15 protein-coding genes are annotated in these 24,566 nt (G+C 65.8%); 7 read left to right on the top strand and 8 right to left on the bottom strand.

Features of this window, described 5'->3' with window-relative positions:
- Positions 1-79: 79 nt before the first annotated feature.
- Positions 80-862, bottom strand: a complete 783-nt coding sequence (locus tag P9236_RS23320) for a hypothetical protein (protein ID WP_278076934.1) — start codon at positions 860-862, stop codon at positions 80-82.
- A 147-nt stretch (positions 863-1,009) separates the two neighbouring features.
- On the opposite strand from P9236_RS23320, the gene P9236_RS23315 reads away from it, so the two are divergent.
- The 6 genes from P9236_RS23315 to P9236_RS23290 are packed head-to-tail and all read left to right on the top strand — an operon-like array spanning position 1,010 to position 6,957.
- The gene (locus P9236_RS23315) at positions 1,010-1,636 is read left to right on the top strand and encodes a DUF4129 domain-containing protein (protein ID WP_278076933.1); all 627 of its coding nucleotides are present in this window, start codon (positions 1,010-1,012) and stop codon (positions 1,634-1,636) included.
- A complete protein-coding gene (locus P9236_RS23310) occupies positions 1,633-2,847 on the top strand; it encodes a DUF4350 domain-containing protein (protein WP_278076932.1) in 1,215 nt (404 codons plus the stop codon). The genes P9236_RS23315 and P9236_RS23310 overlap by 4 nt, the downstream gene beginning before the upstream one ends.
- Entirely contained in the window at positions 2,834-3,790 is a 957-nt protein-coding gene (locus tag P9236_RS23305; RefSeq protein WP_278076931.1) for a MoxR family ATPase, read from the top strand. The genes P9236_RS23310 and P9236_RS23305 overlap by 14 nt, the downstream gene beginning before the upstream one ends.
- A complete protein-coding gene (locus P9236_RS23300) occupies positions 3,787-5,091 on the top strand; it encodes a DUF58 domain-containing protein (protein ID WP_278076930.1) in 1,305 nt (434 codons plus the stop codon). Before P9236_RS23305 ends, P9236_RS23300 begins: the two co-directional genes overlap by 4 nt.
- Positions 5,088-6,107: a stage II sporulation protein M gene (locus tag P9236_RS23295; protein ID WP_278076929.1), complete on the top strand. Its 1,020-nt coding sequence runs from the start codon at positions 5,088-5,090 to the stop codon at positions 6,105-6,107. The genes P9236_RS23300 and P9236_RS23295 overlap by 4 nt, the downstream gene beginning before the upstream one ends.
- Entirely contained in the window at positions 6,094-6,957 is an 864-nt protein-coding gene (locus P9236_RS23290; RefSeq protein ID WP_278076928.1) for an RDD family protein, read from the top strand. The genes P9236_RS23295 and P9236_RS23290 overlap by 14 nt, the downstream gene beginning before the upstream one ends.
- Before the next feature lie 245 nt (positions 6,958-7,202).
- Here the strand turns inward: P9236_RS23290 and P9236_RS23285 are convergent, their stop codons facing one another.
- Positions 7,203-7,889 (bottom strand): D-lyxose/D-mannose family sugar isomerase, encoded by a 687-nt coding sequence (locus P9236_RS23285; RefSeq protein WP_278076927.1) that lies wholly within the window; start codon positions 7,887-7,889, stop codon positions 7,203-7,205.
- A gap of 202 nt (positions 7,890-8,091) precedes the next feature.
- On the opposite strand from P9236_RS23285, the gene P9236_RS23280 reads away from it, so the two are divergent.
- Positions 8,092-9,150, top strand: coding sequence for a D-TA family PLP-dependent enzyme (locus P9236_RS23280; protein WP_278076926.1), 1,059 nt, complete (start codon positions 8,092-8,094; stop codon positions 9,148-9,150).
- Between the two features lie 109 nt (positions 9,151-9,259).
- Here the strand turns inward: P9236_RS23280 and P9236_RS23275 are convergent, their stop codons facing one another.
- The 6 genes from P9236_RS23275 to hutG all read right to left on the bottom strand — a co-directional run bounded on the left by P9236_RS23275 (position 9,260) and on the right by hutG (position 24,396).
- The gene (locus P9236_RS23275; protein WP_278076925.1) at positions 9,260-10,063 is read right to left on the bottom strand and encodes a heme ABC transporter permease; all 804 of its coding nucleotides are present in this window, start codon (positions 10,061-10,063) and stop codon (positions 9,260-9,262) included.
- Positions 10,064-10,286: 223 nt separating this feature from the next.
- Complete coding sequence (locus P9236_RS23270) at positions 10,287-12,056, bottom strand: glucan ABC transporter ATP-binding protein/ permease (RefSeq protein ID WP_278076924.1); 1,770 nt, start codon at positions 12,054-12,056, stop codon at positions 10,287-10,289.
- A 375-nt stretch (positions 12,057-12,431) separates the two neighbouring features.
- A complete protein-coding gene (locus tag P9236_RS23265) occupies positions 12,432-21,008 on the bottom strand; it encodes a glucoamylase family protein (protein WP_278076923.1) in 8,577 nt (2,858 codons plus the stop codon).
- A gap of 269 nt (positions 21,009-21,277) precedes the next feature.
- Positions 21,278-21,865 (bottom strand): HutD family protein, encoded by a 588-nt coding sequence (locus P9236_RS23260; protein ID WP_278076922.1) that lies wholly within the window; start codon positions 21,863-21,865, stop codon positions 21,278-21,280.
- Positions 21,866-21,869: 4 nt separating this feature from the next.
- On the bottom strand, positions 21,870-23,540 hold the full coding sequence (hutU, locus tag P9236_RS23255; RefSeq protein WP_278076921.1) for a urocanate hydratase: 1,671 nt from the start codon (positions 23,538-23,540) through the stop codon (positions 21,870-21,872).
- A gap of 37 nt (positions 23,541-23,577) precedes the next feature.
- Entirely contained in the window at positions 23,578-24,396 is an 819-nt protein-coding gene (hutG, locus tag P9236_RS23250) for an N-formylglutamate deformylase (RefSeq protein WP_278076920.1), read from the bottom strand.
- Positions 24,397-24,566 lie beyond the last annotated feature (170 nt).

The following is a 24,566-nucleotide window of genomic DNA, read 5'->3' as shown; positions in this document are numbered from 1 at the left end:
GCGTGCAGACAGCCATTTGCTGTTGTCATTGAGCAGACGACCCCCGCACACATCTGCGGACGGCGGCCCGAGCCATTCCCTACGAGAAGATCTTCGCCAGTTCGTCGATGCTGGTGCCTTCCTTGACCTGGCGCAGCTCGACATAGCTGACCGCGGTGGCAACGGAGAGCACCATCGACACCACAGCCTGCACCAGCGCGGCTCCCAGTTCGGCGAGGATCCCGCCGAAGAGGAGCAGCACCACCAGGATCCCCCACTGGATGACCATCGCGATGATGAGCAGGATCAGGAAGAGCCCGAACAGCGACCAACGATTGCCCTTGGTCAGCGTACGGCTGCGCGACATCGAGCCGAACACGCCCAGCCGTTCCTGGATGAGGACCGGAACCGACATTGACCATCCGAGCCACAGGATGATGCCGGGAACGATCAGCGCGATCATCGCAAGCGCGGAGCCGATGCCGACGAGCAGGCCGATCGCGAGCGTCGGCAGCAGGAAGCGGATGGCAATCTGGATACAATCACCGAAAGATGGCCGCCTTCCGTTCAGATCCTCGATCGTTGCCCGCACCAGCGACGACTGGAGCAGCAGCGTGAAGACGAAGGAAATCAGGCCCGCGAGGATGCCGAGATAGGAGTTGCGGAGCACCAGGTTGGGATCCGCCATGGCGCTCGGATCGCCATTCATTACCGCTTCCATCTGCGGTTGGGTCCACAATCTGATCAGCAGCGTCGGCACGCCGGCAAACAAAAGCCCAAGCCCGACGTAGAGTCCTATGTTGCGGGTAATAACGGCAAAGGTGCTGTTGAATACCTTGCCGATCTCGAACCTGCCTGGTCGTCCCAATGTCGCAGTGGTCATGATAATTTCCCCCGAGCCGCCGCACCCAATTCGGCAATTTCAAAGTAAATTTGCCAAGATTGATGGGCCGCGTCCAGTGCACTTGCAATTGTTTGGGCATATTGCCAGTGTCGAAGCCGAACCGCAGGTTGCAGGGGGAACGCGCGGGTGACAGAAGCGGACACGGCCGACGCCGAATGGCTGGCCAGGATGCACAAGCAGCTGCTGGCGGATGATTCCATCCAGTTCGATCTCCCGACGCTGGCGCGGCCGGAGCCGCCGGAATGGCTGAGGCCCCTGATCGAGGCCCTGGCGAAGCTCGGCCCCTATATGATCTACTTGTTCTGGGGCGCCGTGATCACCGGCGTCGCCATCATCGCATTCCTGCTCGTCCTCGAGGCGAAGGGTGTCGCCTGGCGGCTGCCATGGCGGCGCGCGCGCAAGGAGGATGAGACGAAAGAGGAATGGCGCCCGGATGCCGGCGTCGCGCAAATCCTGCTCTCCGAGGCCGATGCGCTCGCCGCGCGCGGCGACTATGACGAGGCGGTGCACCTGCTTTTACGCCGCAGCGTCGCCGACATCGCCACCCGCCTGCCCGATTTCCTGCGCCCATCGCTGACCGCGCGCGACATCGCCGCCGCAAGCTCCATCCCTTCCCGCCCCCGCGCGGCCTTCAGCGAGATCGCGCGGATCGTCGAGGCGGCGCTGTTTGCCCGCCGTCCGGTCGGCGCCGAGGGCTGGCAGCAGGCACGCGGCGCCTATGAGCGCTTCGCTTTCCGGGATGCCTGGGCATGAGCGCCGAGACGATCGAGGCAGCCGAGGCGCCGTTCAGCCGCGGGACGCTGTTCTGGGGCATCTTCGCCAGCCTGCTGGCCGCCGCCGGGTTCTTTCTCCTGTCCACCTACGCTCCCGACTTCCGCCAGCCCGAGGGCGGCGGCACGCCTTTCTCCAAGGGCGGCACCGGCTATGCCGGGCTAGTCGAATGGCTGAAGCTCGCCAACGGGCAGGCGCCGCCCATGGCGCGCGGCGAGAAAGACCTGGAATCCCCGTTGGCATCGACCTTCCTGCTGATCGTCACCATCGCGCCCGGCAGCGACCCGGCAGCGCTGCAGCGCATCGTCAAACTCCGCTCGGGCAAGGACACGCTGTTCGTGCTGCCCAAATGGGTCACCATTCCGCAAGCCGGCCATGAGGGTTGGGAGTCGAAGGTCGAGCGGCTGCCCAGCACGGTGGTCAACGACTGGCTCGGCCGCCTCGCCAAGGCGAAGCTCGGCGAAGGCAAGCCAACGGTCGACAAGATCGATGTCGAAGGCCGCAAGATCGCCGTGCCGGAAGAGCTCCAGTGGGTGGCAGACGAGCATCCGCTGATCTCGGCGGGTGACGGCAAGGCCGTTCTCACCGAACTCGACAACGAGCCGTTCTACATCCTGACCGATCCCGATCTCATCAACAACGCGGCGCTGAGGGACGAGCAGAAGGCGGCCGCGGCGCTCGACATGATCGCCATGCTGGAGCCCGCCAAGGGCGCGGTGATGTTCGACCTGACGCTGCACGGCATCGGCCAGAATTACGATCTCGGCAAGCTCCTGGTCGAGCCGCCTTTCCTGGCGCTGACGCTGTCGGTGCTGGTGGCGGCGGCACTTGCCTTCCTGCACGGGCTTGGCCGCTTCGGCCCGCCGCGCGCCGAGGGGCGTGCCATTGCCTTCGGCAAGCGTGCGCTGGTCGACACCACGGCGATGCTCCTGAAGCGCGCCGGGCGATTGCAAGAACTTGGCGACCGCTACGCGGTGCTGATGCGCCACCGCGCCGCCGCGCTGCTTGGCGCGCCGCACGGCCTGCAGGGCGAGGCGCTCGACCGCTGGCTGGATTCCCGCGACAAAGGCGAACCACTGGGCTTTAGCGCGCGATTCAAGGCTGTTAACGATTCCAACACATTGGCCGGAATGCATGAAGCAGCGGAAGAGCTGCATGACTGGACGGCAAGGAGGCTTGGTGAACGTCGATGATGTGAAAGCCCTGGCGAGCGCGATCAGGGAAGAGGTGGCGAAAGCGATCACCGGGCAGCGCGACACGGTCGATCTGATGCTGACGGCGCTATTCGCCGGTGGCCACATATTGCTCGAAGGCCCGCCGGGCACGGCAAAGACCATGACCGCGCGCTGCTTCGCCCAGGCGCTCGGCGTCTCCTATGGGCGCATCCAGTTCACGCCCGACCTGATGCCCGGCGATATCGTCGGCGCCAACATCTACAATTTCCAGACCGGCCAGTTCACGCTGACGCGCGGCCCGATCTTCTGCGACCTGCTGCTCGCCGACGAGATCAACCGCACGCCGCCGAAGACGCAGGCCGCGCTTCTCGAAGCCATGCAGGAGCATGCCGTCACCTTCGACGGCACGACGCATTCACTTGGCCGCACCTTCATGGTGGTGGCGACGCAGAACCCGATCGAGCATCAGGGCGTCTATCCGCTCCCTGAAGCGCAGCTCGACCGCTTCCTGTTCAAGCACCGGGTAAGCTATCCGGACGCGCAGGAAGAGCGCGCCATCATCATCCACCATGGGGGCGGCGCGGATTCGCATGACATCAAACAGTACGGCATCACGGCCCAGACCGATCGCGCCACGCTCGAAGCGGCCTTGGCTACGGTCGGCGGCGTCATGTTGGTCGAGGACGTCGTCGGCTATATCGCGGCCCTTGTGCGCGGCACGCGCGAGAGCCCGGATCTGGAGGTGGGTGCCAGCCCCCGCGCGGGCGCCATGCTGGCGCGGGCCGCGCGCGCCAGGGCGGCGCTCGACGGCCGCAGCTATGTCATCCCCGACGACGTCAAGGCTTTAGCCGTGCCGGCGCTGCGCCACCGCGTCATCCTCTCGCCGGCGGCGCAGATCGATGGGCGCCTGGTCGAGCAGATCGTCTCCGACCTCGTCGACCAGACGGAAGCGCCGCGTTGATCTATCCGAGCGGCAGAGCGGTGTGGGCAGCGGCGGCGGGAGCCATCCCCGTCTTCCTGATCGCGCTCGCACTGCCGCATGTCTGGTATCTCGGGCTTTTGTGGATCTGCGCACTGCTTGCCTTCCTGGCGGTCGACGCGGCGGCCGGGCGCGGGCGCTCTTCCCTCGGCGCCACGCTGACCGCGCCGCCGCAGGTCGGCGTCGGCGGGCGTTTCACGCTCCACATCGCGGCCGGCCTCGGCGCCCGGACGCGCCGACTGCAGGCGCGCGTAGGGCATGACCAGCGGCTGGCGCCGGTCGACGGCACCGGCGGCGCGCTGCCGGCGAATGGCGGCACGCTCGACCTCGAATTCGATGCGGTCAGACGCGGCATCGCCAGCTTCGACAGGCTGTGGCTGCGCTGGCAGGGACCGTTCGGGCTGGTCTGGAACCAGGCCGTGCTGCCGATGGACCGCAAGATAGCGGTGCTGCCGGACGTCAGCCGCGCGCGCGAAGAGGCGATCACGCTCTTGCAGCGCTCCGCCCTTGCCGACGGCCATGCGGAGAAGCGCGCCGGCCAGGGCCGCGAGTTCGAGGCGCTGAAGGATTACCAGCCCGGCATGGGCCGGCGCATGATCGACTGGAAGCGGAGCGCCCGCCACGGCAAGCTTCTGGCGCGCGAATTCCGCATCGAGGAGAACAACAACATCGTTCTAGCCATCGACAGCGGCCGCCTGATGTGCGAGCCGGTCGACGGCCTGCCGAAGGTCGACCGCGCCGTCACGGCGGCGCTTCTGTCGGCCTTCATCGCACTGAAGGGCGGCGACCTCGTCAGCCTGTTTTCCTTCGACGCCAGGCCACGCGTCTCCAGCGGCGCCGTGCGCGGCTCGCCGAGCTTCACCATGATCCAGAAGCGCGCCGCCGAGATCGACTATTCGACCGAGGAGACCAATTTCACCCTGGCGCTGACGACGCTTGCGGCGAAGCTCGACCGGCGCTCGCTGGTCATCGTCCTCACCGATTTCGTCGATCCGATCAGCGCCGAACTGATGCTGCGCACCGTGGGGCGGCTGACCGAGCGGCATCTGGTGCTGTTCATGCTGATGAAGGACGTCGAGTTGGAGTCGCTGGCCGACATGGCGCCGGCGGCGCCGGAGGATGTCGCCCGCGCGGTCACCGCCGGCGACCTGCTCAGGCAGCGGCAGGTGGTGATTGGGCGGCTGCGACTGCTCGGTGCCCATGTCATCGAAGCCGACCACCAGCGGCTCGGTCCGGCGCTGGTCGAGCGCTATATCCAGCTCAAGGAGGAAAACCTCTTATGACGCTGCCCGCCGGCGCCGATGCCGTCCGCCAATCCCTGGCGAGCTTTCGCCAGGAGCGCGAGGCCGACTGGAAGGCGTTCGAGGCGCTGCTTGCGCGCGTCGAAAAGCGCGCGCCGCGAGCGCTGTCGGAAGACGAGCTCTTGTCGCTTCCTCTGCTCTACCGCTCGGCACTGTCCTCGCTTTCGGTGGCGCGCGCGACCTCGCTCGACAGCGCGCTGATCGCCTATCTCGAAGCGCTCTGCCTACGCGGCTATTTCTACCTCTATGGCGCGCGGCGATCGTTGCGAACGCGCATCGGCGACTTCTTCCTGCACGACTGGCCGGCGGCGATCCGCGACCTGTGGCGCGAAGTGTGGACGTCGGTCGCGCTCACGGTGATCGGCGCCATCGCCGGCTACTGGCTGGTCGCCTCCGACAAGCGCTGGTACGACGCCATCATCGCGCCGAGTCTCGCCGGCGGGCGCAATCCGGATTCGTCCGCCGAGATGCTGCGCAGCGTGCTTTATGGTGACAGCGGCGGCCATTTCCTCTCTGGGTTCGCCGCCTATCTCTTCACCCACAACACGCAGGTGTCGATCCTGGCCTTCGCGCTCGGCTTCGCCTTCGCGGTGCCGAGCGTGCTGATCATCCTGATGAACGGCTGCATGCTGGGCGCCATCTTCCAAATCTATGCCGCCAAGGGGCTCGGCTTCCAACTCGGCGGCTGGCTGTCGATCCACGGCACGACCGAGCTGTTCGCGATCGCGATCGCGGGCGCGGCCGGCATGCGCATCGGCACCAGCATCGCCTTTCCAGGCGAGCTGACCCGCATGGCCGCGGCCGCTCGGGCCGGACAGATTGCGGCAACCGCCATGGTCGGCGTCGCCGTGATGCTGTTGTTTGCCTGCTTGCTCGAAGGAATCGGCCGGCAGACGATCACCAGCGACGTCGCTCGCTACTCCATCGGCGGCGGCATGCTGGCGCTGTGGATCTGCTATTTCTATCTGTTGCGGATGGTGCGGCATGGCGACAGTTAGGGACTCCGCCGCGCTCGTGCGCCCGCTGGTCACGCCGGAGGGCGTGGACCTGCGCGTGAAGCTGGCGGATGCCGGCACGCGAGCTTCGGGTTTCCTGCTCGATGTGGTGATCATCATTGTCGCCGCGATCGTGGTCAGCATCGTCGCGCTGTTCGGCCTGGGCGGCCTCGGCGTGAAAGACGCCGAACCGCTGTTCATCATCTGGATCGTCTTCATCTTCCTGCTGCGCAACGTCTATTTCATCGCTTTCGAGGCGGGACGGCGGGCGGCGACGCCCGGCAAGCGGATGGTCGGCATCCGCGTTGCTTCGCGAAGCGGCGCCGGTCTTACCCTCGACCAGGTCATCGCGCGCAACTTGATGCGCGAGATCGAAGTGTTCCTGCCGCTCTCGATCCTCGCCGCGCGCGGTAGCGCCGGTGTGGCCGACACGCTGTCGACCATTTTCGGCCTGGTCTGGGCGCTGCTGTTCTCGCTGTTTCCGCTGTTCAACCGCGACCGGCTGAGGATCGGCGACCTGCTCGCCGGCACCTGGGTGGTCGAGGCGCCGAAGGTGGCGCTGCTCGAGGATCTGTCACAGCGCAAGGATCCCATCGCGGCCCGCTTCCAATTCAGCGCCGCACAGCTCGACGCCTATGGCATCTCCGAGTTGCACAAGCTGGAGGAAGTGTTGCGCCGTGACGACTATTTCGCGATGAGGGCGGTAGCGGAAACGATCGGGCGCAAGATCGGCGCCAAGGTGGAGCCCGCCGATTCCAAGGCCTTCCTTACCGCCTATTACGGCGAGCTCAAAGCGCATCTGGAGCGCAAGCTGCTGCTCGGGAATCGGAAGGCGGATAAGTACGCGCGGTAATCTTAGCGATATCTTGGAAACGTCAGCGCCGCCCCTCATCCGCCTGCCGGCACCTTCTCCCCGTGAACGGGGAGAAGAGTGCTGGCCGCACCGCCGGCGCCAGTTCTGCAACGCCGGTGTTTGGCGAAATCATGCGTGACGGCGTCTTTCTCCCCGTCACTATACGGGGAGAAATGCCCGGCAGGGCAATGAGGGGCAGCGCCAGCTTAACGAAGTAGTGCAGATACTACGCTACGCGCCCTCGCTTACCCCACCCACTTCTCATAATCCGACACCAGCAAATGCACCGGTGCGACATCCTCTTCAATGTTTGAGAAGCGGCCGATCGGGTCGCGGAAGACGTTGTCGGTGAGGTCGTCATTGACGGTCGAGACCTCGCCGATCAGCACGTCCTTACCCTCGGCCCAGAAGGCGTGCCAGACGCCGGGCAGCAGCGTGACGCTCTGGCCAGGATCGAGCTTCAAGAGGCCGCCCGCTGGCAACCGGTGGATGGTTCCGTCGACCGGCACCGACACTTCGGCCTTCGGATCGATGCCGCCGTCGCGATCGTGCATGAACAGCTCCAGCACCAGCTTGCCGCCGCCGCGGTTGATGATGTCTTCGGCCTTGATGTTGTGGCGGTGCATCGGCGAGAGCTGATCCTTGCGCGAGATCATGATTTTTTCGGCATAGAGCATGCCCATGCCGAGCTTCATGTCCGCGTAGCGGCCGTTGCGGACGGTGAACAGGAAGAGGCCCAGCTCGTCGAACTTCTCCTGGCCGTAATCGGTGATGTCCCAGCCGAGGCGCGAGGAAAAAATGGCCGAGGAGTCCGCCTTGTGCGCCTTCATCTCTTCCGGCGACCAATAGGCGAAGGGCGGCATGATGTAGCCGAAGGAGCGGATGAAGGCGTCGGCGTCGCGGATGATGTCGTTGATGGTCGAGCGTTTCATGGGTCTTCTCCTTCCGGCCGCTGCCTGCTGAAATCTGCCCATCCGAATAGCCCAATGCCCGTCCGCTGTCGACGCAAACTGACGGCTCTGGCCCGGTGACAATCGGCCGGATCGGGCCCATAACCCAACCCGTCTTTTGATTGCGCATGTCTCCCGAAACCGTTCCCACTTTCGGGAGACATGCTTTTGAACGGTGATTTTCATGCCAAGCATAAACGACCTCGACACCCCGGCGATCCTGATCGACGCGGCCCGCGCCGAAGCCAACATTACGCGAGCGCAGGCGCATGCCGACCACCACGGGCTGGATCTCAGGCCGCATATCAAGACGCACAAACTGCCTTACTGGGCGAAGAAGCAGGTCGCGGCCGGCGCCGTCGGCATCACCTGCCAGAAGATCGGCGAGGCCGAAGTGATGGCCGATGCCGGGCTCACCGACATTTTTCTCCCCTACAACATCCTCGGCCGCGCCAAGCTGGAGCGGCTGAAGGCGCTGCATGGCCGCGTCACGCTTTCGGTGACGGCGGACAGCCATGAGACGCTGGAAGGCCTGGCCGCCACCTTCACAGATGCCGGCCATCCGCTGACGGTGTTGGTCGAGTGCGACACCGGCATGGGCCGCTGCGGCGTCCAGAGCCCGGCCGAAGCGCTGGTGCTGGCGAAAGTGATCGACCGAGCCAACGGGCTTACCTTCGGCGGGCTGATGACCTACCCGGCCGCCGGCCGCGCCGCCGAAGCGGAGGAATGGCTAAGGAAGGCTCGCAACGCACTTGCAGTGGACGGGCTTGAGTGCCGGCGCATCTCCAGCGGCGGCACGCCGGACATGTGGCGCTCGGGCGAGGACGGCGTCGTCACCGAATACAGGCCCGGCACCTACATCTATCTCGACCGCTACCAGGTCGCCAAAGGCGTCGGCACGCTCGACGATTGCGCGCTGACGGTGCTCGCCACCGTGGTCAGCCACCCGACGCCGACCCGCGCCATCCTCGACAGCGGCAGCAAGGCGCTCTCTTCCGACACGCTGGGGCTGTCCGATTTCGGCGAGCTGCTCGGCGTGCCCGGCGCCCGCGTCACCGGCTTGAGCGAGGAGCATGGCAATGTCACGCTCTCCGACGGTGCCAAGCTTCACATCGGCGAGCGCGTGCGCGTCGTGCCCGATCATTGCTGCGTGGTGACGAACCTGTTCGACCAGGTGCACCTGATCGACGGCGACAAGGTGCTGGAAACGCTGCCGGTGACGGCGCGGGGGAAGATGGGATGAGTGGTCTTCCCCTTCTCTCCTTGTGGGAGAAGGTGGATCGGCGCGAAGCGCCGAGACGGATGAGGGGTGCTCCAGCGGAGTGAGACGCTGGCGTTCCCTGGAACAGCCCTCATCCGTCACCTTCGGCGACACCTTCTCCCACAAGGGGAGAAGGGGGAGCCCGCTCCGCCTGCCTTGCCGCAACCCTGCGCATCGCACTCACGCGGCGCCTGAAAATTTCCGTGCGGATCGCCATCAGGTGCAGCGCGAAGAACAAAACGGTGAAGCCGAGCGCCATGACAGCTAAAGGCCACAGCATCGAAGGGTCGATGGTCGGGCCGCCGAGGCGGAAGACGGAGGCAGGCTGGTGCAGCGTGTTCCACCAGTCGACCGAGAATTTGATGATCGGGATGTTGATGAAGCCGACCAGCGTGATTATGGCGGCAGCCCAGGCGGCGCGGCCGGCATCATCCAGCGCGCGGGTCAGCGCGATGATGCCGAGATACATCAGGAAAAGCACGAAGACCGAGGTCAGCCGCGCGTCCCATACCCACCAGGTGCCCCACATCGGCTTGCCCCAGATCGAGCCGGTGATCAGTGCCAATGCAGTGAAGACGGCGCCGATCGGAGCCGCCGATTTCAGCGCCACGTCGGCCAGCGGATGGCGCCAGACCAGCGTGCCGAGCGCCGAGATCGCCATGATCGTGTAGCACATCATGGCGAGCCAGGCGAAAGGCACGTGGATATACATGATGCGCACAGTGATCCCCTGCTGGAAATCTTCCGGAGCCGTGAAGCTCATATAGAGGCCGACGCCGAGCAGGATGGCGGCAATCGCCGCCAGCCACGGAATGACCTTGTCGGCCAGCCCGACGAAGCGCGTCGGGTTGGCGAGATCGATCCAGCCGGCGAGGCGTGAAGTGGTGTCGCTCATGCCAACCTAAATAGACCGGCAATATGTCCGGGGCAATTGGACGGTTGTCGCAGGCGGGAGCGCCCTTCCCTTCTCCCCTTGCGGGAGAAGGTGTCGCCGAAGGCGACGGATGAGGGGTGCTGGACGGAGTGAGGCGTTGAGTTTCTTCCAATACCCCTCATCCGTCTCGGCGCTGCGCGCCGATCCACCTTCTCCCACAAGGGGAGAAGGAGAGGCTTCCCACTTACGCCGCTTCGGTCACCGGACGGCTGAGGCGACGGACTTCCTCGTCGTTGAGCAGGCCGCCGGCGCGCAGCAGGGCTGCGAAGCGGCCGTTGCGCAGCGACAGCTCGGTGAAGCCGCCATATTCGACCACCTTGCCCTTGTCCATGAAGACGACCAAGTCGGCGTCGCGCACGGTGGTCAGGCGGTGGGCGATGATGAAGGTGGTGCGGTCGCGGCGCAGCTCGTCGATCGCTTCCTTGACACGGTCCTCGGTCTCGACGTCGAGCGCGCTGGTCGCCTCGTCGAGCACCAGGATCGGCGCGTCCTTCAGCACGGCGCGGGCGATGGCGATACGCTGGCGCTCGCCGCCCGACAGCTGGCCGCCGCGCTCGCCGACGACTGTGTCGTAGCCGCTGCTCTTGGCCAGGATGAAGTCCTGAGCAGCGGCGGCGTCCGCAGCAGCGTGGACCTCGTCGTTGCTCGCGTCGGCGCGGCCGACACGGATGTTGTCCTCGATCGAACGATTGAGCAGGCCGGCGTCCTGGAAGACGGTGGCGATCGAGTGGCGCAGCGACTTGCGGGTCACCGTGCGGGTGTCGATGCCGTCGATCAGGATGCGGCCGCTGGCCGGCGTGAAGACGCGCTGCAGAAGGTTGATGAGCGTCGTCTTGCCGGCGCCGGTCGGGCCGACGATGGCGACCGTCTTGCCGGCCGGAACCTCGAAGGACACGTCCTCGATGCCGTGGCCGGAGTTGGCGAACTCGAAGCTGACGTTCTCGAAGCGCACGTGGCCGGTGACGTTGGTAAGCTCGCGCAGGCCGTCCGGCTCGGCGGCGTCGGCGGCCGAGTCCTCAAGGCGATAGAAGTCCTCGAGCTTGGCGCGCGCCTCCGAGATCTGGTTAGCGAAGGCCGACATCTGGTCGAGGCGGGCGATCAAAAGCGTGGCGAAGCCGGTGAAAGCGATCACATCGCCGACGCGCAGTTGACCATGGGTGACGAGATAGGCGCCGATCAGGAGCACGATCATCATCGAGATGGTCGAGGACAGCCGATGCAGCGCATTGGCGATCGCCCACCAGTCGAGCACGGGGTTCTGCGCGTCGAGCAGGTTCTTGACGTAGCGCTTCAGCGTCGCGGTCTCGTGGCCGATGCGGTTGTAGCTCTGCAGCACGGCGACGTTGCTGACGGAGTCGGTCACATGGGCGAAGACGGTGTGATAGTGGCGCTCGACGGCCGCCTGCCCCGCCTTGGTGCGGCGCATGACGAGCCGGCCGATGCCGAGATAGAGCGCGCCGAGGCCGAGCAGCACCATCGACATGCGGATGTCCATGGAAAGCGCGGTCGGGATCAGCAATGCCAGCGCGACGGCCGTCGACAGATGCTGACGCATGAATTCGAGCCAAAGGCTGAACAGCGTCTCGACGGCGCGCAGCAGCGTGTGCAGCGAATTGGAGGTGCCACGCTGGTGGTGCCAGGCGAGCGGCATGGTGATGACGCGCTCGAAGGACTCGCAGAGCACTTCCGAACGGCGGGCATGGGCAAAACGGTCGGCGCCGCGCGCCACCAGCACGAAGGCGACGATGTTGAAGGCGCCAAGCGCGGCCCAGACGGCAAGCGTGGAGAACACCGAGCCGTGGCTCGAGATGGCGTCGATCACACGGCCGAACAGGATCGGCTCGACGATGGCGATCATGGCAAGAGCGATGTTGGCGCCGCAGATGACCGCGACGCGCTTCTTGTCGGCTGCCAGATAACCCAGCGCTCTCAAGTAGATCTGCAGAAGTGTCACTTCAGCTACTCCGCCAAACTCTTCAGTCGTGCTCAATCCCGGTTTTGTGCACTGCACCATTTTTTGACACGTACCGGTTAACGCGTCGCAAAACAATGCCCGTCTATCGCTTCCGTTCCCATTTAGCGAACAAAAGATGACGACGGTGCGAAATCTGGCGTGATCACCTAACGGTTTGAGATAAAAGGTGAAATGTCAGCCTTGCGGCAAAATAATGGCACTTGCCCCGCGCTGCCACATTTTTAATCACAAGGCGCTTGCTTAGCCGGTTCTAAAGGAGCTCGGGAGATGCGGCGCAGGATCATTGCCAAGTAAAACGCCGAGCTTGGCCGCGCACCCCTGGGGATGCGCGGTCTGCCAGCCAAGCCGTTGATTTTACGCAGGTATCTTGACGACGACCTCGGTCTTCTCGCCGGCCTTCGGCTCGAAAGATCCCGATTTCGTCTTCGAACCATTGACTTCGAGCGAGATCGACTTGGTCTTTTTGTCGCGGGCGACGCGAACCTTGATTTCGCCGTCGAACATCTTGAGCGTGGCGGCGTAGCCATCCCAGTGCCCAGGCAGCTTCGGCCTAAACGTGATCTGCTTGCCGCGCCGCTCGATGCCCAGGATGCCCTCCACCGCGGCGCGATAGAGCCAGCCGGCCGAGCCCGTGTACCAGGTCCAGCCGCCGCGGCCGCCTTTTCCTTCGCCGGCGTAGATATCGGCCGCCACCACGTAGGGCTCGACGCGGTAGTGCTCGGCCGCCGCTTCGTCCGATGCATGGTTGACCGGGTTCAGCATCGAGAAGCAGCGATAGGCCTCGTCGGTGCGGCCCATCTCGGCCAGCGCGATGACGAACCAGGTCGCGGCGTGCGTGTATTGGCCGCCATTCTCGCGCACGCCCGGCGGATAGCTCTTGATGTAGCCGGGATCGTTGTGGCTGTTCGAGAAGGGCGGCGTGAACAGCTTGACGATCTTGAGCTCGTCATCGACGAGCATCTTCGTCGCCTGTTCCATGGCCGTGGTCGATCGCGCCGGATCCCCCTCGCCCGAAAGCACGCTCCAGGACTGAGCGATGGAGTCGATCTTGCACTCGTCCGAGTTGTGAGAGCCGAGCGGCGTGCCGTCGTCGAAGCTGCCGCGCCGATACCACTGGCCATCCCAGGCCGTGCTTTCCAGCGCCCGCTTCAGGAGGTCCGCGTGCTTCGTCCAGGCCTGGGCGCGCTTGCCGTCACCCTGCCCCTTGGCGACGGGGGCGAAGTCGCCCAGCGTCTTCAAGAGGAACCAGCCCAGCCACACGCTCTCGCCCTTGCCGCCCTCGCCGACACGGTTCATGCCGTCGTTCCAGTCACCGCCGAGGATCAGCGGCAAGCCGGCCGGGCTGCTGCGCTTGATGGCGAGATCAAGCGCCCTTGCGCAGTGGTCGTAGAGCGAGGCGGTGGTCTTGGTGATCTCAGGCGTGAAGAAGGCGTCGTGCTCGCCCTCGCCGAGCTCCTGCCCGTCGATGAAGGGTATCTGCTCCTTGAGGATCGCAGAATCGCCCGTCACCTCGACGTAGCGGGCGGTGGCGTGCGCCAGCCAAACCACGTCGTCGGAGATCATGGTGCGCACGCCGGCATCGGTGCGCGGCAGCCACCAGTGCTGCACGTCGCCTTCCGGAAACTGCCGGCGAGCGGCATTGAGGATCTGGTCGCGCGCCAGCTTCGGATCGTGCGCCAGCAAGGCCAGCGTGTCCTGCAGCTGGTCGCGGAAGCCGAAGGCGCCGCTCGCCTGGTAGAAGGCCGAGCGCGCGCGGATGCGGCAGGCCAGGCTCTGGTAGGGCAGCCAGTGGTTGACCATGGCGTCGAGCGCCTTGTCCGGCGTCTCGACCTGAATAGTGTCGAGGAAGCCGCGCCAGACGCGTTCGTTGTCGGCCAGACGCTGGTCGAAATCCTTGCCGCGGTGGGTTTGGACCAAGGCGCTCGCCTCGGCGGCCGTCGCCGCATCGCCGAGCAGCCAGAATAGCGTCACGTCGCCGCCGGCCGGGATGTCGATGTCGCTGGCGATCACCGCACACGGATCGTCGCCCGCCTCGACCCGGCCGGACAAGCCGATCCCGCCAAGCACGGCCTGCGGATATTCGGTCGTGCCGTGCCTGCCGATGAACTCTGCGCGGTCGGCGGTCACCGAATGGACCGGCGCCGTCGCGGCGAGGAAGGCCACCCGCTCGCCGAAATCGAGCCCATAGGGGTTCTGCGCCAGCATGGCGCCGGTCGCCGCGTCCCGCGTCGGCACGATGGTCGCCGCCGTGCGCGAGCGATGGCCGCCGAGCACCCACTCGGCATAGGCGTAGACGCGCAGCCTTGCCGGTGCCGAACCGGTGTTCTGGATGCGCAGCCGGGTGATCTTCACCGGATCTGCCGGGTCGACCACCTGCGTCAGGTCCATCGACAGCGGCCCGCGCTTCGAGCGGAAGGTGGAGAAGCCCTGGCCGTGCCAGGTCTCGTAGGTCATCGAAGGGTCGCGCACCACCGCGGCCATCGGCGAGAACGCCTTGCCGCTCAATTGATCGTAGATATAGAAGCCCTCGCCCGGCCGGTTCGACACCGGATCGTTCGACCACGGCGTCAGCTGATAGTCGCGGCTGTTGCGGCTCCAGGTGAAGCCCGCGCCTTCGGCCGAAACATGGAAGCCGAAGGAAGCGTTGGAGATGACGTTGATCCACGGCTGCGGCGTCGTGCGCCGCCCGGTCAACCGCGTCACATAGTGGCGGCCGTCGCCGTCGAAGCCGCCAAAACCGTTCCAGAGGCTGAGGCCGGTGCCATCGGCGGCGATATCCGGGCCCTGGCTTGCCAGGGTCGGTTCGGGCAAGGGCGGCGCGGGCTGGCGCGCCGGAACGCCTTCCGCCTGCTGCAGCGCGTCGCGGGCCTGCAATGCCGCCGTCTCGGCCCGCTCGAGCTGGTCGAAGATGGTGCCGTTGCGGGTGTGGAGCGCGACGCGCGCGACCGACAGCAGGGTCTTGTAGGTCGGCTCGTCCATCAGGTCGCGGCGCACGGCGAAGATGTGCTGGCGGGGGCCAAGCTCGCGTCCGCGCAGGCGACTGTTCTCGCACAGCGTTTCCACCGCGCGCTGCAGGTCCTGCACATAGGAAGACGCCTGCTCGTTGACGACGACGAAGTCGATCATCATGCCGCGGGCGCGCATGTATTCCTGGAAGCGCAGCGCCTGGGCGACGATCTCGAGGTCGGCGACGTCGCCGATGCGCACCAGGAAGATCGGAAAATCGCCGGAGATGCTGGTCGGCCAGAGGCTCGACTGGCGGCCGAGGCCCGAGGCGATCGATTCCGCGGGCAGCCGCAGGAACGGATCGGGATAGATAAGGTAACGGGCCAGCTTCTGCACGTTGGCGGCATCGGTCAGGCTGAGGCCGAGATGGCGCGTCTGCACCTGGCTGCGCGTCCAGGCGAGCATGGCCTGGCGGGCGAAGCTTTCCTGATGGTCGAGGCGGCCGATCGCCTCGTCGAGCTCGCCGCGATTGGCGCCGACGACGGTCCAGAAGGTCAGCGAGATCTTCTTGTTCGCCGGCACGCGCACCTGGCGGCGCAAAGCCGCGACCGGATCGAGCGTGAAACCCTGGCCGCCGCCGAGCCTGACGCCGGGATCGAAGGCGACGGCGTTGGCGATGGTACGGCCGCGGCCGATGAAGGCACGCCGGTCGGTTTCGGCCTCCGCATCGCGCGACGGACCCGACGGGTCGGTGACGAAATGCACCATGGTGAGGTCGGGCTCGCTCTTCTCGCGCTTGCGCCTGGTGGCGAAGATGGCGCCGTTGTTTGGCGCGATCTCGGTCTCGACGAACATCTTCGAGAACGCCGGATGGGCGTTGTCCGAGGCTTCGTTGCCCAGCACCAGTTCGGCGAAGGACGTCACCTCGATGTGCCGGTCGGTTGGACCGTCATTGTAAAGCGTGATGCGGCGGCCTTCGCCATTGCCTTCGGAAATGACGATGCATTCGACTTCTGAGCGCAGAGACCCAACCGACTTGGTGAAGCTCGCCTTGTCGTCGGCAAACAGCGTCTGGACGCGCTCGTTCTCAGCCCGCTTCGGCTCGGCGGTGGCCGACCACCAGTCGCCGGTCGCGGTGTCGCGCAGGAATATGTAGGAGCCGAGGCGATCCTCGCTCGGATCCGGCTGCCAGCGGGTGACGGCAAGCTCGCCGAAGCGGCTGTAGCCGGAACCCGTGGCGGTGACCATGACCGAGTAGCGGCCGTTGGACATGACGCTGGTCGCGCGCAGCGCCTTGATCGGATCGAGGATGATGCGGGTGTCCGGGCTCTCGGTCTCAGTCTCGTCCTTGGCGCGCTCGTCGGCCTCGGTCCTGACGGTGGCGGTCGGGATGTCGCGCGGCGCCTTCTCCTGCAGGAGCAGCTCGGCCGATTCGATCACCGGATCGCTGTGGAAACGCTCGCGCAGCCGGCCCTCGAAGATGGCATCCGCCACGGCGGCGATCGACATGCCGGAATGGTGCGCCATGTAATTCTGAACGACAGCGTGGTCGGTGCCTTCCGGCACGCGCTGCGGCGTGAAATCGACCGCATCGTAATAGCCGTGGCGGCCGAGCGCGCCGATCGAGCGGAGCCGCATGAGGTTCTGCACCGCCTCGCGCGGGCTGAACTGCGCCGCCAGGATAGTGGCGTAAGGCGCGATCACGGTGTTCTGGCCGAGGCCGCGCTTCAGGCCGAGCCCGGGCACGCCGAAATTGGTGTATTGGTAGGTGAGCTCGCGGTCGCGGGCATTGTAGGCCGCTTCCGAGATGCCCCAGGGCACGTTCTTCGAGCGCGCATATTGGATCTGGCGCTTGATGATGAGCTTGCTGGTCTGATTGAGGATCGAGCCGTGCGGCTCCTTCATCACCAGCGGCGGCATCAGGTACTCGAACATCGAGCCCGACCAGGACATCAGCGCGCCCTTGAAGCCGATCTCGACGATCGGCCGGCCGAGCCGGAACCAGTGCTCCGTCGGCAGGTCGCCCTTAGCGATGGCGAACAGGCTGGTCAGCCGCGCCTCGGAAGCGAGCAGGTCGTAACAGCTCTCGTCGAGCTGGTGCTCCTCGACGCGGTAGCCGATCGACAGAAGCTTGCGCTCCTGCCGCATCAGGAAGGAGAAATCCATCTCGAAGGCGTAGCGGCGGCAGCGCCCGCGCAGCGCGAGCAGCTTGGTGCGCAGCGCCGAGACCGCGCTTTCGTCATTGTGCGAATCGTGCACATGGGCCTCGCAGGTCGCCTCCAGCCTTGCGGCCCAGTCGGCGATGACGTCGCTCTTCGGCGACGCCGCCTCGGTGTGGATCGCGGTGGCGAGCTTGCGGATCTCGCCGGCGAGCACGGCGAGGTTGATGGTGCGGATCGAGGCCATCTCGGGCTGCGCCTTGATGGTCATCACCGCGCGTCGCATGCCGTCGAGACGGTCGGCGAGACGCTGGCGCAGCGGCCGCAACTGCCGGCGGTCATCGGGCAGATCCTCAAGGCTCTCGTCGAGGATGGTGACGGTGTCGAGGATGCCCTCGAAATCGCCCTGCAGGTGGACGGACGGCGCCTCGGCCCATTCGGCGCAGGCCGCGGCCACTGCGACCAGATGGCCGGCAAGGTTGCCGCTGTCGACCGCCGAGATATAGAGCGGATAAAGCGGCTTCAGCGTCGTCGTGTCGTACCAGTTGTAGAGATGCCCGCGATCGCGCGGCATGTTCTCGATGGTCGTCATCGTGGCGTCGATGCGGGTGATGGCGTCGGACAGGCTGATCCAGCCGAAGTCGCGTGCCGACACCACCGAGAGCAGATAAACGCCGATATTGGTCGGCGAGGTGCGCGGGGCCACCACCGGCGCCGGGCTTTCCTGGTAGTTGTCGGGCGGCAGATGATGATGCTCGGCCGTCACGAAGGTCTCGAAATAGTGCCAGGTGCGGCGCGCCACGGTGCGCAGCGCATGGATGTCGGACGCCGAAATGCGCAACCGGTCCTCGGTCTCGGCGGAGCGGCTGATCCAGCAGGCAACCGCCGGCGAGCCGATCCAGAAAATCGCGAAGAAGAAGGCGACGAACGCGCCGGTGGAATCGGCAAGCACCGGAATGGCGAGGCCGACGACGCCGATGATCACCGCGCCGTACATCATGCTGTAATAGGCACCCAGATCGCTGCCGCCGCTTTTGTGCGCCTGCGAGGCCGTGCGCCACTCCAGGAGGTTCTGGCGGCTGACGAAGAGCCGGTAGAGCGTGCGGATGATGGCGTCGCCCATCATCCACGCAAGATGCGCCATCAGCAGCACCTTCAGCGCCACCAGCGCCGTGCCGAAAACGGTGTCGCGCGCTAGCGCCGAGAAGTGGCCGCGCGGCGTCTGGTCGCCGCTCTTCGGCAGGATGCCGTTCACGATGTCGAAGGTAGGGGCCATGAACAGGCTGAGGATCAACAGCGCCTGCCACTGCGCGGCCTGGGTGAAGGGCAGCAGCGTCCAGCCGGCGACGCAAGCCATCACCCAGAAGATCGGGGTGAGCGAGCGGCGGAGGTTGTCGACCATCTTCCAGCGCGACAGAGCCGGAACGCCCGAGCGCGGATCGAACATGAAGCCGAGCAGCTGCCAGTCGCCGCGCGCCCAGCGGTGATGGCGCGAGGCGTCGACCGAGTAGCGGGTCGGATAGTCCTCGACCAGCTCGACATCGGTGACGAGCGCGGCGCGCGCCAGGGCGCCTTCGAGCAGATCGTGGCTGAGGATGGTGTTTTCCTCGATGCGGTTCTTCAGCGCCGTCTCGAAGGCATCGAGATGATAAAGGCCCTTGCCGGTGAAGGAGCCGTCGCCGAACACGTCCTGATAGACGTCGGAGACGGCGAAGACGTAAGGGTCGAGGCCGCGATTGGCCGAGAAGACGCGCTGGAAGAAGGAGGCATCGTCGCCGCTGGTGAGCGAGGCGGTGATGCGCGGCTGCAGGATGGTGTAGCCGGCGGTGACGACGCGCTTGGCCGGATCGAAATGCGGACGGTTCAGCGGATGCGCGAGCTTGCCGACCAGCGTCGAGACCGCGTCGCGCGTGGTACGCGTGTCGGCGTCGAGCGTCATCACATAGGTGACTTTATCCGGCAGCGGCACGTCGAGCGGCAGGAAGGTGGTGTCGCTGTCGCCGCGCAACAGCAGGTTCAGCTCGTGCAGCTTGCCGCGCTTGCGCTCCCAGCCCATCCAGCAGCCCTGCGCCTGGTTGTAGAGGCGGCGGCGGTGGAGAAGGTAGAAGCGCGGCGCGCCTTCCGACGGGTAGCGGGCGTTCAGCCTGGCGATCTCGTCGCGGGCATATTGCAGGATCTCGATGTCGGCGGCGTCGATCTCGGTCTTGGAATCCGGCCAGTCGGACAAGAGCGCGAAGTGGATTTCTTCCGCCGTGTTGGCGAGGTGATGCACCTCGATGTTGCGGATGTTTTCCTCGACGTCGTCGCGCGAGCCGATCAGCGAGGGCACCACGACCAGCGTGCGCGCCTCGGCGGGAATGCCATGCTTGTAGTCATAGCCGACAAGGCGTGTCGGCTTGAGGAAGAGCGCCACGACTGTGTTGAAGAAGGCCAAAGCGCCCTCGCTCGCCGGCACCGCGAACAGCGCCAGCATCAGCGTGATCGCCCCCGCCGAGAGGCCGAGATTGGCGAGCGCGTTGCCGGACAGCACGAGCAGGAGCACCGTCAGCAGGAAGACGGGCACCACGATGCCGAGCCAGCCGGTGGCGGTGAAGGCCCGCTTGAAGGTTACATAGAACGGAGCCCGATAGCCGATCGCCCGTTCCAGCTCCGGCCGGCGCGGGCCGACCAGGAAGAAGCCGACATCGGTATGCACCGAGGGGTCGGCGGTTTCCGGCACGCCGGACGCATCGGTGACCCCAGGCGTGTGACCGGCAAGCTCGATCGCCTTTTCGGCGACGCGGTATTCGGAGAGGTCGGAGCGGCGCGCGAGCTGCTCGATCGCGGTGCGGTACTGGTCGCGCGAGAAGAAATCGAGCGCGGCGAAATCGGTGCGCTCGCGCAGCAGCGTGTCGATGCGGCTGACGCCCTCGAACCAAACTGTCCAGTCGACGTCGTTGATGAGACGCAGGCCGCGGATGATGTTGCCGGTGGTGACGTTGCCGCTGGAGAGCGTCTGATGCTCGGAGATGATGATCTCCTCGGCGTCGGAGCCGGTCTTCTCAAGCTCGCCCTCCAGCCATTCCAGCGCGCGGCCGGCGTTCTGCGAGCCGTCGCGCAGGCGATAGAGGAGCTGGGTGGCGAAAGTCGTGTCCTGCGCATGCGCGGCGTAGGTCGACAGGATCCTGGTGCGATCGGCATTGTCGTCGGTCGCGAGCACGCGATCGGCGACCTCGTTGGCTATTTGGCGCATCTTACGTGTGCGCTCGACCCGCACGGCGATACGGCGCAGGTTTTCGATCAACACAAAGCGCAGCAGCGACGGCAGCGCCCAGAGCTCGCCGATCTTCAGCGGCTCGACCGACTGGAAGCCCTCGACGATCGCCTTGAACATGGTGGCCGCGACGGCGCTATCCGAATGTTCGACATAGCTCCAGGCGACGGCGAAAGCGCGCGGCAACGCCGTGCCGTCGGCAAGCTTGAGCGTCGGCAACTGGCGGTAGAAACGGCGCGGCAGGTCGCGCTTGACCTGAAAGATGGTCTCCTCGACCAGATAATTGTTGTCGAGCAGCCATTGCGCCGCCGGCGTGATCGTCTCGCCCTTGGCCTGGGCAGCATTGGTCGAGCGGTAGACTTCGAGAATCTTCCTGGCGCTGTCGCGGATGCGGGCCTGGAATTCGAACGGCGAGAGCCCGAACAGGTCCCTGACCTCGCCCTTGGCCAGCGCGGCACCAAGCACGCGCAGCCGGTCTTCAGGCAGGAAATTGGAGCGTATCGGCGCTTCCGTGACGGTCGGGAGGCCGGTGCTTGTCTGTTCGATCTTGGTGGGGTTCGTCTGAATGTTCATTGATTATTCCGTAAGGCGGGCGCGATGCGGCGTCACCGCCACGGCAATGGCCCTAAAACCGGTTCAAATGCAATTGGTTGCATGTCAGGTTCGGCCGAAAGTTTTCTTGCGCTCCATGACAGGGGCGTCCCCTTTCGACAACTCAAGGGCGAACGCCCCACGCTTCCTTGCCCAGGTTCGATCAGGGGCAGGATTCGGGCTTTTTCGTGATACATGCAAGGGGCCGGGCGATATTTCGCCGACGCCGCGATCATGTTTGGCAACAGCCGTTAACCGTTGGCGGCCAGACCGAGGAACCTGATGACGAAGACCTGCCCCTGCCCTTCGGGCTCGAGGCGCAGCTTCGGGCTCGTCCGAGCGAGGATGAGCGCATCGAGCGGTCCTAACAACGAGACGGCATCCATCGGGACTTTGACGCTGCCGCCAACCGGCAAAACAATCGTCGTGCCGTCGCCCGGCAGGATTTCCATCTGACCCTGGAGCGGCAAGCACTCGACCGCATGACTGAAGCGCCCGCGCCGGGTCATGACGTTGAGATCGGTGATCGGGCCGCCGATCAAGGCGGCACCGGTCCGCACGTCGCCCGGAAAGGAAAGCGGCGCCGAAGCTGCCGTCAGCCGCGCCGGCGGCCGGCCGGCGATGTCGAGCACGATGCCGTCCCCTTCCAGCACCGCGAGCGTGCGATCGACCTCGACAAAGCTGGAGAACGGCCCGCCGGTCTCGACGCGCGCCATCGAGATGCGCCAGTCGAAGTCCTCGAGACCGGCGCCGTCAGGCGAGACGGCGATCTCGGTGGTCGTGCCGCCGCCATTCTTCCACGGCATGACGCGGTAGCCGGCGGCACGAAGAATGCGCATCGCGTCAGCCCAGGATGCCCGGCAGGTTGAGCTGGTGCTCTTTCGCGCATTGGATGGCAATGTCGTAGCCGGCATCGGCATGGCGCATGACGCCGGTCGCCGGGTCGTTCCACAGCACGCGCTCCAGGCGCCTTGCCGCGTCAGGCGTGCCGTCGGCCACGATCACCATACCGGCATGCTGCGAAAAGCCCATGCCGACGCCGCCGCCGTGATGCAGCGACACCCAGGTGGCGCCGGACGCGGTGTTGAGCAGCGCGTTGAGCAGCGGCCAGTCGGAAACGGCGTCCGAGCCGTCCTTCATCGACTCTGTCTCGCGGTTCGGCGAGGCGACCGAGCCGGAGTCGAGATGGTCGCGGCCAATGACGACAGGCGCCTTGAGCTCGCCCCTGGCGACCATCTCGTTGAAGGCGAGGCCGAGGCGGTGACGGTCGCCGAGGCCGACCCAGCAGATGCGCGCCGGCAGGCCCTGGAACGAGATGCGCTGGCGTGCCATGTCGAGCCAATTGTGCAGATGTGTGTTGCCGGGCGTGAGCTCGCGCACCTTGGCGTCGGTCTTGTAGATATCCTCCGGATCGCCCGAGAGCGCCGCCCAGCGGAACGGGCCGATGCCTCGGCAGAACAGCGGGCGGATATAGGCCGGCACGAAGCCCGGGAAGGCGAAGGCGTTCTCGAAACCTTCATCCTTGGCCACCTGGCGGATGTTGTTGCCATAGTCGAGCGTCGGAACGCCGGCATTCCAGAACGCCACCATCGCCTCGACATGCTCGCGCATCGAGGCGCGCGCGGCCTTCTCCACCGCCTTCGGATCGCTGACGCGCTTCTCGCGCCATTGCGCCATCGTCCAGCCCTTGGGCAGATAGCCATTGATCGGGTCGTGCGCCGAGGTCTGGTCGGTGAGGATATCCGGGCGGATGCCGCGCCTGAACATTTCCGGCACGATCTCGGCGGCATTGCCGAGCAGGCCGACCGACTTCGCCTCGCCAGCCTTGGTCCAGCGCTCGATCATTTCCATGGCCTCGTCCAGCGTCTCGGCCTTCTCGTCGAGATAGCGGGTGCGCAGACGGAAATCGATCGAGTCCGGATTGCACTCGATGGCGAGGCAGCAGGCGCCGGCCATCACGGCGGCCAGAGGCTGGGCGCCGCCCATGCCGCCGAGGCCGGCGGTCAGGATCCACTTGCCCTTGAGGTTGCCGCCATAGTGCTGGCGGCCGGCCTCGACAAAGGTCTCGTAGGTGCCCTGAACGATGCCTTGCGTGCCGATATAGATCCAGGAGCCGGCCGTCATTTGGCCATACATCATCAGGCCCTTCCTATCGAGCTCGTTGAATTTTTCCCAGGTCGCCCAGTGCGGCACGATGTTGGAGTTGGCGATCAGGACGCGCGGCGCATCCTTGTGGGTGCGGAAGACGCCGACCGGCTTGCCCGACTGCACCAGCAGCGTCTCGTCCTCGCCGAGCGTCTTCAGCGAAGCGGCGATGCGGTCGAAATCGTTCCAGGTGCGCGCCGCCCGGCCGATGCCGCCATAGACGACCAGCTCGTTCGGATTCTCGGCGACTTCCGGATCGAGATTGTTCATCAGCATGCGCAGCGGCGCTTCGGTCGTCCAATAGCGGGCGTTGAGCTTGTCGCCGCGCGGCGCACGCACTTCGCGGATGTTGTGGCGAGGATCGGTCATGTGGTCACTTCCCTTTTGATGACGTGCGGCGGACGCGTCAGCGCACGGCCCAGGCAATCGCGGTTTCGAGGATGGTCTTCAGCGTGGCGCGGATCGGCGCGGCGTAGCTGGGGTCATAGGGCACGGGCCAGTTTTCCGGCGAACCTTTCTTGTTCGGCTCGCGCATGTAGCCGCGGTTGGCGAGCTCCATCTGCAGCGCGTGGATGCCGTTCTGCGGCTGGCCTAAGCTGCGCGTGATCCAGCCACCCTTGAAGCGGCCGTTGATCACCCAGCTTTCACCGGTCTGGGCGAGTATCGCGGCCACCTTTTCCTGCAGCGACGCGTCGGTGCTCTTGCCGTCATTGGTGCCGAGGTTGAAGACGGGCAGCGTGCCTTCGAACAGGCGCGGCAGCACCGAGCGGATCGAGTGGCAGTCATAGAGCACGATCTTTTCGTGCATGCCGCGCAGCCGGTCGATCTCGGCCTGCAAGGCGGCGTGGTACGGTACGAAATAAGTCTCGCGGCGCTGGTCGATCTCGGATGGCGTCGGCTCCTCGCCCATGCGGTAGAGCGGATCGCCATCGAACGTGTCTGTCGGGCAGAGTGTGGTCGTCGCTTGTCCAGGATAGAGCGAGACGCCGGAGGGATCGCGGTTGACGTCGATGACGGTGCGCGAGATGGCCGTGTGGACCACAGTCGCGCCAAGGTCGGTGGCGAAATCATAGAGCTTGTCGATCCACCAGTCGCAGTCGCGGCGCCCGAGCCAAGGCGAGACGAGCCGGGCTTCGAGGCCGGCGAGATCGATGCCGGTGTGCGGGATCGAGACCAGCAGGGGTGCGGTGCCGCGCGTGATGGTGAGCCATGGGGTGGCGGTCATGAGAGATCTCCGTAAGTTGGAGCTCCACGGCGCCCCCCTCTGCCCTGCCGGGCATCTCCCCCACTTGGGGGGAGATTGGCTGTCATCTTGGCTTTCGCCAATCGCCGGCGTCGAAGAATTGGGTGGGGCGCCGAAACCGATGATCTCCCTCCTTGTGGGGGAGATGGCCG

It is taken from the genome of Mesorhizobium sp. WSM4884 (assembly GCF_029625675.1).
GTDB lineage: Bacteria > Pseudomonadota > Alphaproteobacteria > Rhizobiales > Rhizobiaceae > Mesorhizobium.
This window is presented reverse-complemented; position numbering and strand designations above follow the sequence as displayed.

Bases quoted from the DNA above. Each gene is read 5' to 3' on its own strand.
- P9236_RS23320 (WP_278076934.1), bottom strand. From the start codon at position 862: ATGACCACTGCGACATTGGGACGACCAGGCAGGTTCGAGATCGGCAAG.
- P9236_RS23310 (WP_278076932.1), top strand. From the start codon at position 1,633: ATGAGCGCCGAGACGATCGAGGCAGCCGAGGCGCCGTTCAGCCGCGGG.
- P9236_RS23295 (WP_278076929.1), top strand. From the start codon at position 5,088: ATGACGCTGCCCGCCGGCGCCGATGCCGTCCGCCAATCCCTGGCGAGC.
- P9236_RS23290 (WP_278076928.1), top strand. From the start codon at position 6,094: ATGGCGACAGTTAGGGACTCCGCCGCGCTCGTGCGCCCGCTGGTCACG.
- P9236_RS23285 (WP_278076927.1), bottom strand. From the start codon at position 7,889: ATGAAACGCTCGACCATCAACGACATCATCCGCGACGCCGACGCCTTC.
- P9236_RS23280 (WP_278076926.1), top strand. From the start codon at position 8,092: ATGCCAAGCATAAACGACCTCGACACCCCGGCGATCCTGATCGACGCG.
- P9236_RS23275 (WP_278076925.1), bottom strand. From the start codon at position 10,063: ATGAGCGACACCACTTCACGCCTCGCCGGCTGGATCGATCTCGCCAAC.
- P9236_RS23265 (WP_278076923.1), bottom strand. From the start codon at position 21,008: ATGAACATTCAGACGAACCCCACCAAGATCGAACAGACAAGCACCGGC.
- P9236_RS23260 (WP_278076922.1), bottom strand. From the start codon at position 21,865: ATGCGCATTCTTCGTGCCGCCGGCTACCGCGTCATGCCGTGGAAGAAT.
- hutU (WP_278076921.1), bottom strand. From the start codon at position 23,540: ATGACCGATCCTCGCCACAACATCCGCGAAGTGCGTGCGCCGCGCGGC.
- hutG (WP_278076920.1), bottom strand. From the start codon at position 24,396: ATGACCGCCACCCCATGGCTCACCATCACGCGCGGCACCGCACCCCTG.